Genomic DNA, 17863 nt, shown 5'->3' with positions numbered 1-17863 from the left:
ACGCATCCCAGAGTGCACACCGGTGGCGTGGACACCGAACTCATCCGGGCTCGGCGAGAGTCCGCTGAGGCGACTTCGAGAGTTCAGGTTTTACCCCGATCCGGGGCGGCGTAGACGGCGCCGACGACGGGACGTGAATGCACTTGGTCGAGGCGGACGAACACGCACGCCGACGATCGTCGAGAGCGTACCGCCGACGCCGAGTCCGAGAATCAACACCACGAGCAGCTGAAAGAGATTGGCAGACATGCTGGGCCTCACCTTCGACTCTGCGGTCGTCCCCTTCAGCCCTCACCGACACGACACCAACCGAAGAGATCCATCAACTTCGCACCTTGCCGCCCATTTGCGACGTGTCCACCACTGGGGGAGGACAAACTCTCTGGATTTCCTTCCGGAAGGTGCGTGGTCGGGTGGCGGGCTTCAACGGGCACAGGGGTGATGGTGCGTCGGTAGGAACACGCCCTCGCGAGACGGTGGGGAGGCGCGCACCGAATCTGCTGAGCGCTTAGGCTGCAGCCATGGGAATCGTGCGACTGAGTCTCAACCTTCCCCGCCGGCTTGTCCGACGCCGCAGCCGTTGACGTCGCGATCGCCCACCTCGACGAGCATCGGGTCGAGAACTGGACCGACCTGACGCTGCAAGCGCGACTCACGCACGAGGATCCGAGGACGGTTACCCACACCTTCACGTACTGGCACGACACAGACGCCGGTTGCTGCGAGTAGCTATCCTGCTGCATCCGGGGCGGGTACCTCCGCGCAGCGCTCGACTACTCCGGCACATCGCCTGAAGTCTGGCCGCGGCACGCCCCAGGCCGGGGCCCTTCCAGACTGACGACCGAGGTCGTCACGACTTCAACACAGGTGGGCCCATCACCTTCGTCGGTGGTCGAAGTGGCATTTACCCTTGAGTTGTGCGGTATCGAGATGGCGCACAGCGCGGGCGTCACAGTGTGACGAACGCGAACGGGACGGCGCTGCGCAGGGCGACGCGGTGCCGTCCCCTGTGGGCGTGGCACTGCGGGTGTTTCTTTCGTAGGATCAACTGATGCCCAGAAGACGCGAACACGCAGCACGATATGCGGATGCATTGGCTGCGCTGGCGGAGGCCACGCATCATCCGGCAAACGTCGTGAACCTCGACGGCCGCTATGCCATCCGCGTAGATCTCGCGCACAACCGTTTCCTTCTCGCGGCCAACACCGCGGAGGGCCTGTCGGACGATCCGGACACTTCCGGAGCGTGGCTGATCCGAATCTGCCAGGAGAACGCCGGAGCACCGCTGGTGCTGGCCAGCGCATGCGAATCCTGGTTGATCGACGCCTTCGACTCCGCACTCGAGACCCTGCAGCACTCCTCGGACTGGATTACCAGTGACGCCGAGTTCGGCGAGTTCGCGCGCGAAGAACATCGCCAACGCCCTACGGTAGAAGTGGTCGGATCCGCACCAGCAGACACCGTCAGCGAAAGCGAGTAGCGACTCGGCAACGCGAGCACAGCCGCCCCCTACCTTCCTCGACCGTCTTCACAAGCCGTCAGAAGGCGCTGGTGGCGAACCGATAAGCGTCGGCCAGCCGTCTCTTCGCGACCGTCGAGCCATCGCCCGAAGCGTGCCGAGCCCGTCGGCTGACCCGAATCTACAGCCGCCGCGCGCGAGCTGCCCGCCGGAACGCCGCGGGAGGCCCGCCGTAGGCCCGCGCGGTGAGAGGCTGGGGTCATGACCGTGGTTTCCGGGGACTTCGAGCTGACGATCGAGGAGCTGCGATGTGTCGCGCGGTACGTGGTGGAAAGCGCTGAGGAAGTCCTGCCGGTGTTCGAGGCCGTGAGTCCCGATGACCCGCGGCCCCGTGCAGCCGTCGATGCGGCGTGGGAGTTCGTCAACGGCGCGAGGAGGACCAATTTGCAGCGCCGGACGTCGCTGGACGCACACCGGGCGGCGAAGGAGGCGCCCACCGAGGCGGCCCGTCTGGCCGCTCGCGCTGCCGGCGATGCGGCGTCCGCCGCTTACCTCCACCCGATCGCGAAGTCTCACCAGGTCGGTCACATCCTGCGCGCCGCTGCAAGTGCGGCGCGCATCGGTGAGTTGAACGCCGGCGACGATGCCGACGTGGGGAACGAGCTGATCGAGCGGGCGCGGCAGCGCGCCACACTCACGTTGACCGACGTGCTCGGCCGGTATCCCGCCGCGCAACCGGGGAAGGGCCGCGTTGCGGAGCTGATGTGTGCCCTCGACGCCGCTCTCCGCGCGACGAGCCGGTAGGGCCGGGACGCCGGGATTTCGACCCGATGACGCGGCCGCAGGCGCCACGCTGCCCCCCTTCGCCGGCCCGGTAAACCCGTCCGGGACTCGTCCGGAGCCGGTGGCTTGGCAAGCTGATCCGGGGCGGCCTGACAGCTCCGGGAGGCGCTGCATGTGTGGTGCCGGTAGGCCCGCCGAGACGCTTCAATATGCTGGGTGCGCACACGCCGTTCTCCGCCATACCGGCATATGACGTGCGTCTCATCCAGCCTGGCGTCCCACCGAGCACGCCAATGAGCCAGAAAGACAGAGGAACGCAGTGAGCACAGCGGAACTGACGCAGTGGAACTCCGAGGAAGCCCTCGCCGAAGCGATGATCCCGATCATCGGCGGTCTGCACCGTAAGCACTCGGTGACCATTCTGCTGCACAGTCGCTCGTTGGTGAACAAGTCGGTCATCAAGATCCTGAGGACCCACCGCTTCGCCCGACAGATTCGTGGCGACGAGCTCTCGGTCGAGGAGACCTTCCCCTTCCTGGAGGCGCTGACCGACCTCGATCTGCGGCCGTCGAAGATCGACCTCGGTCTGCTGGTGACCGCGTACCACGCGCACGGCGCCGGTGTGCCGATCCCCGAGTTCGTCGCGGAGAGCCTCGCCGACCTGGTCGGTGGCGCCCAGACGAGCCCCGCGCGGCCGCAGGACGTCGTCCTCTACGGCTTCGGCCGTATCGGCCGTCTCGTGGCGCGTCTGCTCATCGAGAAGGCCGGTTCGGGCAACGGCCTGAACCTGCGTGCCGTGGTCGTCCGGAAGGGTGGCGAGGACGATCTGGTCAAGCGTGCGTCGCTGCTGCGTCGTGACTCCGTCCACGGTCAGTTCAACGGCACGATCAAGGTCGACGAGGCGAACAACGCCCTCATCGCCAACGGCAACGTCATCAAGTTCATCTACAGCAACGATCCGACGACGGTCGACTACACCGAGTACGGCATCGACAACGCGATCCTGATCGACAACACCGGCATCTGGCGTGACCGCGACGGGCTGTCGAAGCACCTGCGCCCCGGTGTGGCGAAGGTGGTGTTGACCGCGCCCGGCAAGGGCGACGTCCCCAACATCGTGCACGGCGTCAATCACCGCGACATCGATCCGGACGAGCGCATCGTGTCGTGCGCGTCCTGCACCACGAACGCGATCGTCCCGCCGCTGAAGACCATGGACGACGAGTTCGGCGTCCTGCGTGGCCACGTCGAGACCGTGCACTCGTTCACCAACGACCAGAACCTGCTGGACAACTTCCACAAGGCCGACCGTCGTGGTCGGTCCGCGCCGTTCAACCTCGTCCTCACCGAGACGGGTGCGGCCTCCGCGATCGCGAAGGCGCTCCCGGATCTGAAGGCCAAGATCACCGGCAACTCGATCCGCGTGCCCACGCCGGACGTGTCGGTCGCGATCCTCAACCTTCAGCTCGGCCGCGAGGCCACCAAAGACGAAGTGCTCGAGCACCTTCGTCAGGAGTCGCTCACGGGTGTGCTGAGCCGCAACCTCGACTACACCGCGGCAACCGACGCCGTGTCGAGTGACTTCATCGGCTCGCGGGCGGCATGCATCATCGATGCGAACGCCGCGATCGTCGAAGGCGACACCGCGATCCTGTACGTCTGGTACGACAACGAGTTCGGCTACTCGTGCCAGGTGGTGCGCACCGTGCAGTACCTGTCGGGCGTGGAGTACCCCATCTACCCGACCGTCGACGCGGCCGTTGCCGCCGAAGTGGTCGCCTAGCGTCCCGGGTCCGCGTCACGACCCACCGGATCGCAGCTTCGTCCGGACGGGATGCGGGTGATCATTCGCCGTGTTCACTCGCATCCCGGCCGGCCACGAGCCTGGCGGACCCCCGCGGTCAGGGCACGTCGAATCGAAGCCCCGTCCAGCTCCTGTCGACGTAGAAGCGTCGGCGGTCTGCGCTGTCGAGCGAGTTCACCGTGGGCGTCGGGTCCGCGTGCCATAGTGAGCGGATGCGGTCGACCTGCTCGCTATACATCGATGCCGGGTACCTGCTCGCCTCGGCGGCGACCCGGGTCACCGGCACCTCGCTCCGCGGTGGGATCCACGTCGACTACGCCAAGCTCGTCAGTTCACTCGTGGACGCGGCGCAGGCCCGGTCGGGACTGCCGGTTCTGCGCGTGCACTGGTACGACTCGGCTCGCAACGGTGTTCCGGATCCGCAGCAGGAGCGCATCGGCGAGCTCTCCAAGGTCAAGCTCCGGCTGGGCCGGTTCGGGGTCAACGGCGAGCAGAAGGGTGTCGACCTGCGGATCGGCCTCGATCTCGTGGCCCACGCGCGCAACGGTGCCTCCGACGTGTTCTTCCTCGTGTCGGGTGACGACGATCTGACAGAGGCAGTGGACGAGGCGCAGGTCCACGGAGTCCAGGTGGTGGTGTTCGCCGTGCCGTCCGCCGAGGGCAAGCCGCACGGCGTGAGCCGGCACCTGGTGCGGGCGGCGGACGAACTCGACATCATCGAAGGCGCCGCGGTCGACGACGCCGTCCTCAAGGTCGATCGACAACCGGTTCCCGAGCCCGTTACGCCGGAAACGGTGTCGGCGACACCCGCGACGGTGGCGGCGGCGCGGCCGACCCGCACCCCGCTCGATCTCGCGTCCCTCCCGCACAGCCCGGCACCGGCGCGGCCGACCAGCGTGCTCGCCTACAGCGTCTCCACCGGGTCTCAGGCGCAGGCACTGCCGGGATACGGCCACACCGAGAACCCCGAGCACGACCGGTTGATCGACGAGGTCGTGATGCGAGTCATCGCCTCGTTCCAGGAGAGTGCCACTGCTGCAGACCAGTTGGAGCTCCTGCGGGCGAAACCGTCGATCCCCCACGACATCGACCGAGCTCTTCTGCTCGACGCCTGCGACGTGATGCAGAAGTACGACCTGGACGAGGGAATCCGATACCGCTTGCGAGCGCGCTTCTGGGAGAGGTACGACGAGTCCTGAACCGCGGTGGCTCTACTCCCGGTTCAGCGTCGCCTCCTCGAGATCGAGTTCGCGCAACACCTGGCGCAGCACGTCGTCGTCGATGCGGCCGGTGTCGCGTTCGGCGATGAAGACGCCGCGCTCGGTCTCGAGCATCTGCAGACGTAGTGCGCGGAAGGCGGCGGATGGACTCTCGCCCAGCTCCGCATCGCTGCGGCCCAGTCGTTCCCATGCCGCGTTGGCGCGGTGTTCGCTCCACGCCCGCAGAATCTCCGCCGCGCGCTGCCGGACGGCGGCCGGGTCACCGTCGGTGTCGGCGACCAGTTGGTCGAGCACCTCCGTCGCGGCCCGCGCCGCCTTGTCCTGTGCGGCGGCGAGGGTGACTGCGTCCCTGCGGCGTTCCTCGGAATTGTCGACTCCGAGGCGAGTGATGAGCCACGGCAGGGTCAGCCCGTGCAGCAGCAGGGTGCCGACCACGACGACGAACGTGATGAACAGGATCATGTCGCGTCCGGGGAAGGGGGCGCCCGAGTTGACCGTGAGCGGAATAGCGAAGGCCGCGGCCAGCGAGACCACGCCGCGCATCCCGGACCATGCGAGTACGAACACCGCTCGCAGGCTCGGCGCAGGCTCCCGCTCGCGGATGCGCGCGGACATCATGCGGGGCAGGTAGGCCGCGGGATACACCCACACCACCCGCACCAGAATCACGGTGGCGAGCACGGCCGCGGACGCGCCCACCACCTCGATCGCACTGCGATCGTGCAGTGCCCGTACGACGCCCGGCAGCTGCAATCCGATCAGGAGAAACACGAACGATTCGAGGACGACGTCGACGGCCTTCCACACCGCGGTGTCCTGTAGGCGGGTCGCGTAGCCGGCACTGGTCGACCGCTGGCCGAGATACAGCCCGGCGACGACGACGGCGATCACCCCGGAGCTGTGGACCTCCTCGGCGGTCAGGTAGGCGACGAACGGGACGATCAGGCCGATCCCGCTCTCCATCACCGGATCCGAGAGCCGCGACCGGATCGCGGCGACGACCACTCCCACCGCGAAGCCGATCAGGGTTCCGCCGATGGCGGCGCCGAGGAACGTGCGGACTCCTTCCAGGAGTGTCACTCCGGTGCCGATCGCCGCGGCGAGCGCGACCCGGTACGCGGTGAGCGCGGTCGCGTCGTTGAGCAGGCTCTCCCCGCCGAGCAGCGTCATGATTCGCCGGGGCAGGCCGAGTCGGCGTCCGATCGCACTGGCGGACACGGCATCCGGTGGGGCCACCACCGCCCCGAGCACCAACGCGGCGGCGAGCGGGAACTGGGGAATGACGAGGTAGGCGACGAGCCCGACGACAGCCGTGGTGGCCAGCGGCAACCCGATGGCGAGCAGCGCGATGGGACGCGCATTGCGGCGCATCGCCGGCGACGAGCTGTCGAGGGCAGCGGAGTAGAGCAGGGGCGGCAGCACCGCGTACAACACGAGATCGGGATCGAGTGCGGTGTCGGGCAACCCCGGGATCTGTGATCCGGCCAGGCCGACCAGGACCAGCAGCAGCGGCGCCGACCAGTTCAACCGGCGCGCGACGGCGGCGGTGAGCAGCGCCACCACCGCGACGGCGAGCAGGGCCACGTTCACGGCGGTTCTCCGTCCGACGTTTCCGGTGTGGATATCGCTCCTTGAAGCATGCAGGATGGGAGGTGATGAAGAGAGCACTCCGACGTGCGGCGGACGCCATCAGGTCCGGATCCTCGGATCCGGCCACCGGCACGTCGTGCGTGGAGCTTGCGGAGGCCACCGGCGCGGACCCTGCGGCGAGGACGCCCGGTCGCTGCGAGGAGTGTGCGGCGCTCGGCGAACAGAACTGGGCGCACCTGCGGATGTGTCTCACCTGTGGGCATGTCGGATGTTGCGATTCGAGCCCGCATCGGCACGCGACCGCGCATTTCGCGCAGACGGGACACCCGGTCATGCGTTCCCACGAACCGGGTGAGACGTGGCGGTGGTGCTACCGGCACGCGGAGATGGGCTGATCGTCTCCGACTCTTCCGTGGCGTCCGCGAGCGTGGTGTTCTGGATAGGTCACTGCCCCGGTCTCGGGGACCGGGGCGGATCACGCGACTGTCGAGGAATACGCCATGACGACGATCCATCTGCACGAGAAGACGACCGCGACACCGGAGGAGTTCCTGGCCGGTCTGACCGATTTCGGGCCCGGTCGCGGGGAACTGTTCGGCAACAGCACCGACGGGTATCTGAAGGTGCACAGCGAGGGCCCGCACGACGCGGACGTCACGGAGGGCTCGAACGGCATCTGGGAGCGCCTCCACTACGACTGGACCGATCCCCACCGGGTCGTGATGACGACGACGGACTCCAACCTGTGGGGCGGCGCCTCGGGCCACGTCTACACCCTCACCCGGGAGCCCGACGGGGAGACCGATGTGGACGTGGTGGTGGTCCGGGACGGCAAGAACCTCCGCGGCAAGCTGCTCGCGGGCGTGCTCAGTGCCTTCGGGTCCCGGGTGCTGGGTGGTCAGTTGAAGAAGTCCATCGAGGCCATCGAAGCGCGCAGCCACGGCACGGGTGAGGCGGGCACGCCGCCGGCGGAGGGCTGAGTCACGCCACCGGCGCCCCGTCGGCGGCGTCGGGCACATCGGCTCGTCTCGGCAACAGAAGTGGCGTCGCGAGAAGCAGGACGCCGGACGCGGTGATCGCCGCGAGCGGACTGGTCAGCGTGGCCAGGACGCCCCAGGCCGCGACGAAGGCGGCCTGGGCGAGCCTGCTGCTGACGCTCCACGCGGTGAGGACCCGCGCGGTGTGATCGGCGGGGGTGCGGCGCAGGCGTTCGGTCGCGTTGACGGGGTTGAAGACGCCCATGCAGACGATCAATAGGCTCTCGACGACGATCACCGTGAGCAGGCCGGTGACGCCCGGTCGGACGAGCGCGAGGCCCAGTGGAAAAACGGAGCGCAACCAGCCGGAGACGGTCATCACCCGGTGCCGCCCGTAGCGGGCGACGAGACGCGCGGAGAGGCGGGCGCCGACGAGACCCCCGAGCGCCGGGACGCCGAAAGCGAGTCCGTATTGCCAAGCCGGGAAACGATATTCGTCCAGCAGGAGAACCGTCAGAACGGGAACCGCGGCCATGATCAGACCACCGACCGCGACCGAGTTGAGGAACAGGCAGCGCAGGACACGGTCGTGGAGGATGAATCGCCACCCGGCCAGCAGGTCGCCGGCACGCATCACCGCGATCGGATCGCAGGGCAGCGCGACGTCGTCCCCACGGATGCGGCGGATTCCGAGCGCGGACAGCAGAAAGCTGAGGGCGTCGACGGCGACGGTGACGACGGGTCCGAGCAACCCCACCAGCGCCCCGCCGAGCGGTGGCCCCATCGCGGTCGCCATCCAACTCGTCCCCTCGAACCTGGCGTTCGCGACGAGCAGATGCTCGCCGCGGACGAGGTGCTTCAGGTAGGCCCCGGAGGCGGCGGTGAAGACGATGCCGGCTGTACCCGACGCGACCGAGACGATCAGCAGTTGTCCGTAGGTCAGCACACCCAGGGCGTACGCGAGGGGCACGCTCGCCGCCACGAGGAACCGGGTCAGATCCGCCGCGACCATCATCGGCCGCTTGGCGCGGCGCTCGACCCACGGTGCCAGCGCGACCGCGGCGAGCGCGGCGACGGTGAGTCCGGCGGCTTCGAGCAGCGAGACGGCGAAGGCCGTGGAGTGCAGCACCTGCACGGCGATGAGAGGAAAAGCCCCGAACGCGATCCAGGTGCCGTAGGTGCTGACCGCGTAGGCCGACCACAGCCGGCCGAGGTTGCGTCGCGACGACCCGTCCATGCGCCTCCTCTCCGACAACCGATCCGCGGGTCTCGAATGAGAACAGCTGCGTCCGTGCCGAATCAAACAACGCGGGAAGCGGTGCGCCACAACGTTCGGTTGTGCGGGCATAGGCTCGGAAGATGGACACCGAGGGCTTGCGTTCGTTCGTCCGGGCCGCCGAGCTCGGGCAACTACGGCATGCGGCGGACGAACTGGGGGTGACTCAGCAGGCCGTCTCGAAGCGGATCGCGGCTCTCGAGCGCGAGCTGGGCGTCCGACTGTTCACCCGCACGCCTCGGGGCGTCCAGCTGACGCTCGACGGCCAGGCGTTCCTGCCCCATGCGCGGGGCATCGTCGCGGGCGTCGACCGGGCAGTCGCCGCGGTGAGGCCCGGGTCGCGGGCGCTGCGCATCGACGTCCTCGGGCTGAGGTCGGCGCAGGCCGTTGTCCTGCACGAGTATTGGCGGATGCACCCCGACGTCGAGCTCGACGTGGTGACCCTCAAGGTCGACGACCCGCGGGTGGCGGTGGCCGCCGTCGAAGCGGGTGAGATCGACGCTTCCTTCCGCTCGGTCACCGATCCGGCGATGTTGCCACGCGACGTGCGGATGATCCACGCGTTCGACTCGCCGCTCGAGCTTCTCGTCGGGCCACGGCACCCACTGGCCTCCGCACGGACGCTGACGCCGCCGCAACTGCGTCGGCATCGGATCTGGGTGCCGGGCATCGTGCCCGGCAGCGAATGGTCGGAGTTCTACGATCAACTCGCCACCGCGTTCGACCTCCGCATCGACGCCGCCGGTCCGAACTTCGGCAACGAGGTTCTCCTCGACACGCTCGCCGACTCCGCCGACGTTGCCACCCTGATCGCCGCGCGCGATCGGTATCTCTGGCCGGTGCACTACGATCTGCGGCGAGTTCCGATCGTGAATCCGACTCTCGCATACCCGATCTCGCTCCTCCTGCGGGCTACCGGCGCCCACCCGGCGCTACGCGGGATCGTCGACCACCTGAGCGCTCTGACGCCCCTCGCCGTGGGCGCCTGGCGACCGTCCTGGGCGCCGGCTCCCCGCGGAGTGGACGGCACGGTCACCGACCGGAGTCCTACCGACCGGCCACCGAGATCCGTCGGTAGCCCGTGACCTTCGGTTCCCGTCGGCGCACCATCTCGTCGATCCAGACCGGCGCGAAGGGCGAGGTGCAGTTCGGCGGTGTCGGATAGTCCTTCAGGACTTCGAGTCTCTCGCCGATGTCGATCGCCCGCGCCCGGAGTTCGCGGTGGTGGATGCCGATGGTGGCCAGGCACTCGTTCATCGCCCACTGCAAGCGCTCGGGGGCGTCCTTCATTCGGGTCTCGATGGTGTCGAGTAGCCCGGAAAGATCGAGTCCCTCCGGCGATTTCGCGACACGATCGCTGGTGAGCGCCCATCCGGCGGCGGCGACGGCGGGGTCGGGATCGGCGAGCCACGCGGTCCGCAGTTCTTCGACATGCGCGTTCTTCTTCACGACGTTGCTCACCAGCCATCCGTGCACCTTGGGGACCCGCGCATCGCGGAGCATGGCATCCAGTTCCGCTGCGCTGTAGGCCTTGGGGCGGCTGATCAGGATCGCGACGAGCCGGGCCGCGGTGTCGCCGGTCCCCCACAGCTGCCCCGCGAGGGCGTGCTGCGTCTTCAGGCGCTTGGCCACCGCCCGCAGCGCGGTGAGGTTGACGCCGTGATCGTCCCCGTGCCGTTCGTTGACCGCACGGATCTTCGGATCCTCGAGGGCTGCCAGCTCGGCCAGTACGTCGTCGACCGTCGTCTCCGGTGTCGTCGTCACAACCGCCTCCTTCCCCTCGATCCAGCGTACGGGCCGCATGTGGCGATTGCGGCGATTGCCCGGGCGATGGACGCGGCACTCGATACGGTGGACACGACTCGGCCGACAGGGAGGACCGACCTTGACCAGGCGCATACTGCACGTCGTCAGCAACGTCGCGCACTACGACGATCCCTCCGAGCCGACCGGCTTGTGGCTGTCGGAGCTGACCCACGCCTGGGAGGTATTCGAGAAGCGCGGGTTCGAGCAGCGCATCGTCAGCCCCAAGGGTGGGCGTTCGCCGCTCGAGCCACGCTCGCTCAAATGGCCGAACATCGATGCGACGGCGAAGGCGTGGCTGGCCGACGAGGCCCGCATGGCGTTGCTGGCGGACACGGCGCGACCGGACGAGATCGACACCGCAGACTTCGACGCGATCTATCTCACCGGCGGGCACGCCGTCATGTGGGATTTCCCGGACAGTCTGGGCCTGCAGCGCCTCACCTGCGACATCTGGGAACACGGCGGGGTCGTGTCCTCCGTCTGCCACGGCTACTGCGGCCTGCTGAACGCGAAGCTGTCCGACGGCACGCTGCTCGTCGCGGGACGCCGGCTCACCGGCTTCTCGTGGCGGGAGGAGGTGCTGGCCAGGGTGTCGAGGAAGGTGCCGTACAACGCGGAGGAGGAGATGAAGCAGCGCGGTGCGCTCTACGAGCGGGGCACGCTGCCCTTCACCTCCAAGGTCGTCGTCGACGGACGTCTGGTGACCGGTCAGAATCCGCAGTCGGCCGCCGCCACGGCCGAACAGGTCGCCGCGCTGCTCTGACGTCACGAAACCGACGTCACGAAACCGACGCCGGGACGCGGAGAGCGATGCCGAGAGCCCGGACTACCGGCCCCCGAAAAATAATTCTCCGCACCTGTCGATCCGCCGTCTTCCCGTTCGACGTCCTGGATGAGAGGGTCGATTCGCGACCCCGGACGAAGGAGCGGACACATGAAGTACATGCTGATCATGCGCGTCACCGACGAGGCGATCGAGGCGTCGAAGGACATCCCGTTCGAGCAGATCATCGAGGACATGGGCAAGTACAACGAGGCGATGATGAAGGCCGGTGTGCTGCTCGCCGGCGAGGGTCTCTCCGACGCGCAGGAAGGCTTCGTCGTCGACTTCACCAGCGAGACCCCGCTGGTGACCGACGGCCCTTACGGTGAGACGAAGGAACTGTTCAACGGCTTCTGGATCCTCGAGGTCGCGTCCAAGGAGGAGGCCGCCGAGTGGGCCAAGCGCGCTCCGCTCGGACCCGGAACCAAGCTCGAGGTGCGCCGGGTGACCGGCCCCGAGGACTTCCCTCAGGACAACGAGTGGATCGAGAAGGAAGAGGGCTGGCGCGAGGAACTCGAGAACCGCAAGGCCTGACCGTATGCCCGACATCCCGACCGAGCGTCGCGCGGAACCAGCGGAGTCTGCGGAGTCTGCGCGACGCTCCGTCGCGGCGGTGTGGCGGATCGAGTCCGCCCGCATCGTTGCGACACTCACCCGCATGGTCGGTGACTTCGGCCGCGCCGAGGATCTCGCGCAGGACGCACTGGCCGACGCGCTCGCACAGTGGCCACAGACGGGTGTCCCCGCCAACCCCGGCGCGTGGCTGACGGCCGTCGCGAAGCGCCGCGCGATCGACGGCTGGCGCCGGCAGGAACGGTACGACGAGCGTCTCGCCGCGATCGCCCACGACCTCGGGACGGAGGAGGATCCCTCGTCGGACGAGTTGCCGTGGGACCCCGACCGGATCGACGACGACGTCCTGCGGTTGGTGTTCGTCTCGTGCCATCCGGTGCTGTCCCGCGAGGCCCGGGTTGCTTTGACGCTCAAGGTGGTAGGCGGCCTGTCGAGCGAGGAGATCGCCCGCGCCTTCCTGGTGCCGACGTCGACGGTGCAGCAGCGGATCGTGCGGGCCAAGAAGACCCTGGCCGCCGCGAAGGTGCCGTTCGCGGTGCCCGAGCGCACCGAGTTCGCGGAGCGGCTGGGAACGGTGCTCGGGGTGCTGTATCTCGTGTTCAACGAGGGGCATTCGGCGAGCGCCGGCGACGACTGGATGCGCCCGGAGCTGAGCCGGGAGGCGCTGCGGCTCGGCCGGGTGCTCGTCGAGCTCGTGCCGCGCGAACCCGAGCCGCACGCGCTGGTTGCGCTGATGGAACTGACGGCGGCCCGGTTCCCGGCCCGGCTCGACGCGAACGGTGACCCGGTGCTGCTCGCCGACCAGGACCGACGACGCTGGGACCGGGGCGCGATCACGCGTGGCCGGGCCGCCCTCGCCCGCTCCGACGAGCTGGGACGCGGCCGCGGTGCCTACGCGCTGCAGGCGGCGATCGCGGAATGCCATGCGGTTGCACCGTCCGTGCACGACACCGACTGGGAGCGGATCGTGCTGCTGTACGAGGCGCTGGGGAGGCTCGCGCCCTCCCCCGTCGTCGACCTCAACCGGGCTGCCGCGGTGGCGATGGCGTCCGGGCCCGGTGCGGCGCTCGAGATCGTCGACGGTCTCGTCGCGGACGGGCGGCTCGCCGGATACCGGTTCCTGTCCGCGACCCGCGCGGAACTCCTCGTTCGCCTCGGCCGGAACCGGGAGGCGCGCGCGGAGTTCGAGGCGGCGGCCGAACTGACAGCCAACGTCCGGGAACGGAAGAGGCTCGAGGACAGGGCGTCCGAATTGCCGAGCGCGTGACGATGCCGGGAGTGTGCACGGCCGTGATGTAACGCGTCCGGTCGACCGCCCGACTTCCTCCATGACGTGACGCGCGGACCGGGGGGCTGTCCACGTGTCTTCCGTGAGTCGGGTTTGGGGAGTGGACATGGCTATTCACGGCTTTCTCGAGCGGCACCGCGGCGCGACGCGGGTGCTCACCCCGATCGCAGTGGGGCTGGCGTTGCTGGTGGTTCTGACGTGGGCGTTGTGGTCCGCCCCGCCGCGCACCATGGACACCGCGCTGACGGCGTCGACCACCGATTGCCACGACATGGTGACCTTGTCGATCGCGGGACGCGGTGACACGCCTCGCTCCGGCACCACGAAGATGCTCGTCGACGCGAACGGCCGGGAGTTGCCGGCGGCCTCGGCGGACGACTACGTCAGTGACTGGATCGACCAGGCGTCAAATGCGCCGCTGAAGGCGGTCGCGCCGGGCACGTACGCCGCGATGTACATCGCCTACCCGGCGGACATGGCCAGCTACGAGAACGCCGTGACCACCGGTGTCGCGAACACCGAATCGGTGATCAAGGCGATTCGGGCGTCCTGCCCGGACACCAAGTTCGCGATCGTCGGCTACAGCGAGGGCGCCGACGTGGCCCGCCGCGTCGCGATGAACGTCGGCCACCAGGACGCGAGCGCCGAAGGCGGTTACGGCATCGTCGATCCGGCGAACGTGGTCGGGGTCGTCATCCTCGCCGATGCCGGTCGCGCGGAGGGGCAGGGCCCGTTCCCCGGTGCGAAGAACCCGTTCACCAATCCGGACGGCTTCGACGTGAAGTACCAGAACGGCAGGAACCCGGTCCCCGGTCAGGGTGTGACACCGGATACCGGGGGCTCCGATTTCGGTGCACTGGCCGGTCGCATCGCGTCGTTCTGCTCGGACGGTGACCTCACCTGTGCAGCGCCGCAGAACATCTCGTTGTTGCAGCTGGTGGTGAACGTGGGCCGACAGCTGAACATCGACGCACTCGAGCGGGAACAGTTGACGCCGGCCACCGGCGTCGACGTCGCGACGGTCCTTTCCCGGATCGCGCTCGACGCCTTCGCGCACATCCAGGCGCAGCCGGACTGGATGCAGAACGACGAGACGTTCCTGGACGTATTGCTCACGGTGTCGAATCCGTCGTACACCCGGCCCACCGCGCCGCCGACCACGACGACGAAGCAGTCGGAGACCGGTACCGACAACGCAACCACTGATTCGGACATCTCGACTCCCGTTTCGGGAGAGACGGATTCGATCCAGGTCGAGAAGATGTCACCGCTGGCGTACCTGCCGCAGAAGCTGTTCAAGGAGATCGTCGGTCTGATCGTGACGAACCAGAACACGATCCCGGTGATCATGAGCGATCCGTACCAGCTGACGTTGGGTCCGGATGTCGGGCACCACTTCGACTACTGGCGCGACGCCGACCAGGCGAACGGTAAGCCGCTCACCTCGGCGGACTACGCGGCTGCGTGGCTGACCCACCTCGCGAAGCAGGCTCAGAACGGACAGCAGGTGAATGCGGCGGCCAAACCCAGTGCGGCGGAACTGGCTGCGGCACTGAACGAGGTCACGTCCTCCGCGGCCCCGTCCTCCACAGCACCGTCCCCCGGGACCCCGTCCTCCACGCAGCCGAGCGCTTCGGCCGGACAGCCGCCGGCGGCCACCACGGCCGCCTCGCCCACCCCGCAGGCTCCCGCGCCCGCTACGACGCCGGAGGTTGTGGTGCCCGAGACCACGACAGCTGCGACGGAAGGTGTTTCGCCCCCGGCGGATGCGTCCACGTCGGCCCCGCAGACCACCACCGTGGCCCCGACGACGACGTCCAGCGCAGCCCCCACACCGAGCGGCTAGCTGTCGCGGGTTCGCACGGCAGGCCCCGATCGTTCATTCGCGAACGGTCGGGGCCTCCGTCACGGTGACCAGACCGCCGTGCGTGGACTCGTCGAATGCCATGAGCGCCACCGACAGGTGCAGGGGCTTCCATGCGCCGTCGAGTCCGCGGCACCGGATCACGCCCTCGACCTTCCGGTGCGCGAGATCCTTCGCCATCGCCCTGGCGAGAGGGAGATCGTCCGGGTGGATCGCCGGCTTCGGTTCGCCGACAGCGTTGCCCCAGGCGATCCCGGGCATCGGCTGGTTGCGCCACTTGATCAGGGTGAGGCGTTTCAGGTCGACGTATGCGTGGTAGTGGCCGGGGGCGAGCACCGCGTCGAGGACTCGGTGCTCGAGGATGACCGGCGGAGGTGCCGACGAAACATGTTCGGCGGGACCGATGTCGTGGGTGACGCCGCGGAGGATGACCACGCGGGGAGCGTCCGGCTCCGGTCGTTCATCGAGCATTCGGCACGAGAAGTGTGCGGCGCGTTCGACGCCGTCGTCGCGCCGCACCTTCCACACCGCCTGGTGTTCGGTGCCGGGCTCGGACTGCACTATCTTCGCGAGTGCCTGACCCTCGTCGTGGTTGGTGACCAACCTGTTGAACGCGCCCGACAGTGCCGCCTCGGATCTGCGGTCCTCGGGCGCCACCCCGTACAGATCGAACAGGTCCTCACTACCGCTCGCGGTTCCTGCCGTCAGGTTGAAGTGCCACGCGCCGACGGGATCCCGCCTCGGAAGTTCGTCCGAGACGCCACCGCGCCACAGGTGAATGCCGTGCAGGCGTCCCTCCGAGTTGAGCAGTGGCACGGCCACGATCCGGTGGTCGCCGTCGTCGGTGGTCCGGTCGATCGGTCGATCGTTCGGATCGGCCATGACCTCCAGCACCGTGGAACGGATGTCGTCGAGGGACCGGTTCCTCTGTCCGCGGCGAGTTTTGAAGTGACGATCGAGAGCGACGAACGGTTTGGGGGTCGACCCGAGACCGATCAGTGCAGGCTCTGCACCGCCGAAGGTGTCGATCAGCAACCACTCCGGTGTCATGCGTACTTTCATCCCCCCAGTTGTGATGATGTGAACCCGCTCCGGGAGGAGCGGCACGCGAGACCTGCCTACCGTGAGGCCAGGCGCTTGGCCGCGGGCAGCAGCCATTGGTAGCCGGGCCCGAGGATCCGGGTGACGACGTCCACCACGCGGGCGTCGGGACCGACGAGCACGCGTGGGCGTCCGCGTTCGACACCCCGCAGGATCGTCCGAGCAGCATCGGCAGGGTCTGTGCGGGCGATCCGCTGTTCGAACGACGCCACGACGTCGGCGTGGTCGACGCCCGCTGCAATGCGCGCCGTGCGTGCGATGGGAGTCCGCACCCCGCCCGGGTAAACGCAGGTGACCTTGACACGATGACCGGCGCTCTCCATTTCCTGCCGGAGCGATTCGGTGAAGCCGCGCACCGCGAACTTCGCGGCGTTGTATGCGGAATAGCCGGGGGCGGCCATCAGCCCGAAGGCCGACGACAGGTTGACGATGTGGCCGCGTTCGGACTTCAGGATGTGCGGAAGGAACTCCTTGGTACCGTTGACGACACCCCAGAAGTCGACGTTCACGACATGTTCGAGGTCCGCATAGTCGGCGTCGACTACGTTGCCGCTGAAGAGGACCCCGGCGTTGTTCACGATGACGTCGACCCCGCCGAACCGTCCGACGGTGTCGGTGGCGAATGCCGCTACCGCTGTTCGGTCGATGACGTCGAGTGCTGTGGTCGCGACGTCGGCGCCGATTCGGCGGCAGGTCTCGGCCGTGACGTCGAGTGCGGCGGAGTCGATGTCGGCGAGTGCCAGAGATGCCCCCGACTGCGCCAAGCTCAAAGCCAGTTCGCGGCCGATCCCTGAACCCGCACCGGTCACCGCGACGACGCGACGATCGAAATACCCCACTGAATTCCCCTGTCCCCGACATCTTCGTGCCTCTGGTTGATTACCAGACAGCCGTCATGCCCGCATCCCGGGCGAATGTCGGGAAGGAGACGACCGCCGGACGGGCGATCCGCGTCGGGGTGTCGGATCGCACGCCCGGCGGCCGAACGGCTCGAGTGCTTGCGTGAAGCCACACGAGCCGAGTCGGTTCGGCGTTCTGTTCGATTCGCGTGACGAAGATGCAGAACGCCGAGAGGGTGACATGCCGGTGCACGATGCGCTACAGGCAGACCCGACGTGGACAAGGCTGCAGGAGACCCCGTATGGAGTGCGCTGTTGGCACTGTAGGCGAGCGTCCGATGATGTGGCAACAACGGCGGCGTGTCGGCGGTTTTCGGGGATCGGGTGGTGACGCCGAACGCGTTCTGCGTCACCACCCGACCACGGCCCGCCAGGTCGGGGGTCCGGGAGGCCGTGGGCC

At 68.2% G+C, this 17863-nt stretch carries 17 protein-coding genes; 12 read left to right on the top strand and 5 right to left on the bottom strand.

The genetic code is table 11. The features are described from left to right. Positions 1-561 precede the first annotated feature (561 nt). The 5 genes from C7H75_RS25765 to C7H75_RS23705 all read left to right on the top strand — a co-directional run bounded on the left by C7H75_RS25765 (position 562) and on the right by C7H75_RS23705 (position 5245). Complete coding sequence (locus C7H75_RS25765) at positions 562-729, top strand: hypothetical protein (RefSeq protein WP_013417613.1); 168 nt, start codon at positions 562-564, stop codon at positions 727-729. A gap of 322 nt (positions 730-1051) precedes the next feature. Next, on the top strand, positions 1052-1480 hold the full coding sequence (locus C7H75_RS23720) for a hypothetical protein (protein ID WP_106851929.1): 429 nt from the start codon (positions 1052-1054) through the stop codon (positions 1478-1480). A 240-nt stretch (positions 1481-1720) separates the two neighbouring features. Beyond that, positions 1721-2263 (top strand): putative immunity protein, encoded by a 543-nt coding sequence (locus C7H75_RS23715; protein ID WP_013417611.1) that lies wholly within the window; start codon positions 1721-1723, stop codon positions 2261-2263. 298 nt (positions 2264-2561) lie between these two features. Further along, positions 2562-4025: a glyceraldehyde-3-phosphate dehydrogenase gene (locus C7H75_RS23710; protein ID WP_005516774.1), complete on the top strand. Its 1464-nt coding sequence runs from the start codon at positions 2562-2564 to the stop codon at positions 4023-4025. Positions 4026-4258: 233 nt separating this feature from the next. Beyond that, positions 4259-5245, top strand: coding sequence for an NYN domain-containing protein (locus tag C7H75_RS23705; RefSeq protein WP_106851928.1), 987 nt, complete (start codon positions 4259-4261; stop codon positions 5243-5245). A 12-nt stretch (positions 5246-5257) separates the two neighbouring features. On the opposite strand, the gene C7H75_RS23700 is transcribed toward C7H75_RS23705, so the two are convergent. Further along, positions 5258-6856, bottom strand: a complete 1599-nt coding sequence (locus C7H75_RS23700; protein WP_005516777.1) for a Na+/H+ antiporter — start codon at positions 6854-6856, stop codon at positions 5258-5260. 65 nt (positions 6857-6921) lie between these two features. Between C7H75_RS23700 and C7H75_RS23695 the strand changes: the two genes are divergently transcribed. Both C7H75_RS23695 and C7H75_RS23690 read left to right on the top strand, forming a co-directional pair. Next, positions 6922-7251 (top strand): UBP-type zinc finger domain-containing protein, encoded by a 330-nt coding sequence (locus tag C7H75_RS23695; RefSeq protein WP_041674478.1) that lies wholly within the window; start codon positions 6922-6924, stop codon positions 7249-7251. A 105-nt stretch (positions 7252-7356) separates the two neighbouring features. Continuing rightward, positions 7357-7836, top strand: a complete 480-nt coding sequence (locus tag C7H75_RS23690) for a hypothetical protein (protein WP_005516779.1) — start codon at positions 7357-7359, stop codon at positions 7834-7836. 1 nt (position 7837) lies between these two features. Here C7H75_RS23690 and C7H75_RS23685 read toward each other — a convergent pair whose 3' ends face one another. Further along, positions 7838-9070: an MFS transporter gene (locus tag C7H75_RS23685; RefSeq protein ID WP_106851927.1), complete on the bottom strand. Its 1233-nt coding sequence runs from the start codon at positions 9068-9070 to the stop codon at positions 7838-7840. A gap of 122 nt (positions 9071-9192) precedes the next feature. Here C7H75_RS23685 and C7H75_RS23680 point away from each other — a divergent pair, with 122 nt between their 5' ends. Beyond that, the gene (locus C7H75_RS23680; RefSeq protein ID WP_106851926.1) at positions 9193-10194 is read left to right on the top strand and encodes a LysR family transcriptional regulator; all 1002 of its coding nucleotides are present in this window, start codon (positions 9193-9195) and stop codon (positions 10192-10194) included. Here the strand turns inward: C7H75_RS23680 and C7H75_RS23675 are convergent. After that, the gene (locus C7H75_RS23675; protein WP_106851925.1) at positions 10157-10912 is read right to left on the bottom strand and encodes a DNA alkylation repair protein; all 756 of its coding nucleotides are present in this window, start codon (positions 10910-10912) and stop codon (positions 10157-10159) included. The two genes, C7H75_RS23680 and C7H75_RS23675, sit on opposite strands and share 38 nt — an antisense overlap. Before the next feature lie 82 nt (positions 10913-10994). Between C7H75_RS23675 and C7H75_RS23670 the strand changes: the two genes are divergently transcribed. From C7H75_RS23670 to C7H75_RS23655, 4 genes are all read left to right on the top strand, one after another. Continuing rightward, entirely contained in the window at positions 10995-11678 is a 684-nt protein-coding gene (locus tag C7H75_RS23670) for a type 1 glutamine amidotransferase domain-containing protein (RefSeq protein WP_005516783.1), read from the top strand. Positions 11679-11849: 171 nt separating this feature from the next. Further along, positions 11850-12272, top strand: a complete 423-nt coding sequence (locus C7H75_RS23665) for a YciI family protein (RefSeq protein WP_005516784.1) — start codon at positions 11850-11852, stop codon at positions 12270-12272. Between the two features lie 4 nt (positions 12273-12276). Beyond that, positions 12277-13578: an RNA polymerase sigma factor gene (locus tag C7H75_RS23660; RefSeq protein ID WP_106851924.1), complete on the top strand. Its 1302-nt coding sequence runs from the start codon at positions 12277-12279 to the stop codon at positions 13576-13578. 127 nt (positions 13579-13705) lie between these two features. After that, a complete protein-coding gene (locus tag C7H75_RS23655; protein ID WP_106851923.1) occupies positions 13706-15445 on the top strand; it encodes a cutinase family protein in 1740 nt (579 codons plus the stop codon). Positions 15446-15478: 33 nt separating this feature from the next. Here C7H75_RS23655 and C7H75_RS23650 read toward each other — a convergent pair whose 3' ends face one another. Further along, on the bottom strand, positions 15479-16513 hold the full coding sequence (locus tag C7H75_RS23650; RefSeq protein WP_106851922.1) for a GAF domain-containing protein: 1035 nt from the start codon (positions 16511-16513) through the stop codon (positions 15479-15481). 68 nt (positions 16514-16581) lie between these two features. Continuing rightward, positions 16582-17403, bottom strand: coding sequence for an SDR family NAD(P)-dependent oxidoreductase (locus tag C7H75_RS23645; protein ID WP_064059468.1), 822 nt, complete (start codon positions 17401-17403; stop codon positions 16582-16584). Positions 17404-17863 lie beyond the last annotated feature (460 nt).

Source organism: Rhodococcus (subgen. Prescottella) equi, assembly GCF_003013675.1.
Classification (GTDB): domain Bacteria; phylum Actinomycetota; class Actinomycetes; order Mycobacteriales; family Mycobacteriaceae; genus Prescottella; species Prescottella equi.
This window is presented reverse-complemented; position numbering and strand designations above follow the sequence as displayed.

What these genes read in the sequence shown, in the direction of transcription:
- C7H75_RS23690 (WP_005516779.1), top strand. Translation starts at nt 7,357, where the DNA reads ATGACGACGATCCATCTGCACGAGAAGACGACCGCGACACCGGAGGAG.
- C7H75_RS23715 (WP_013417611.1), top strand. Translation starts at nt 1,721, where the DNA reads ATGACCGTGGTTTCCGGGGACTTCGAGCTGACGATCGAGGAGCTGCGA.
- C7H75_RS23675 (WP_106851925.1), bottom strand. Translation starts at nt 10,912, where the DNA reads ATGCGGCCCGTACGCTGGATCGAGGGGAAGGAGGCGGTTGTGACGACG.
- C7H75_RS23665 (WP_005516784.1), top strand. Translation starts at nt 11,850, where the DNA reads ATGAAGTACATGCTGATCATGCGCGTCACCGACGAGGCGATCGAGGCG.
- C7H75_RS23695 (WP_041674478.1), top strand. Translation starts at nt 6,922, where the DNA reads ATGAAGAGAGCACTCCGACGTGCGGCGGACGCCATCAGGTCCGGATCC.
- C7H75_RS23720 (WP_106851929.1), top strand. Translation starts at nt 1,052, where the DNA reads ATGCCCAGAAGACGCGAACACGCAGCACGATATGCGGATGCATTGGCT.
- C7H75_RS23705 (WP_106851928.1), top strand. Translation starts at nt 4,259, where the DNA reads ATGCGGTCGACCTGCTCGCTATACATCGATGCCGGGTACCTGCTCGCC.
- C7H75_RS23660 (WP_106851924.1), top strand. Translation starts at nt 12,277, where the DNA reads ATGCCCGACATCCCGACCGAGCGTCGCGCGGAACCAGCGGAGTCTGCG.
- C7H75_RS23685 (WP_106851927.1), bottom strand. Translation starts at nt 9,070, where the DNA reads ATGGACGGGTCGTCGCGACGCAACCTCGGCCGGCTGTGGTCGGCCTAC.
- C7H75_RS23655 (WP_106851923.1), top strand. Translation starts at nt 13,706, where the DNA reads ATGGCTATTCACGGCTTTCTCGAGCGGCACCGCGGCGCGACGCGGGTG.
- C7H75_RS23650 (WP_106851922.1), bottom strand. Translation starts at nt 16,513, where the DNA reads ATGACACCGGAGTGGTTGCTGATCGACACCTTCGGCGGTGCAGAGCCT.
- C7H75_RS23680 (WP_106851926.1), top strand. Translation starts at nt 9,193, where the DNA reads ATGGACACCGAGGGCTTGCGTTCGTTCGTCCGGGCCGCCGAGCTCGGG.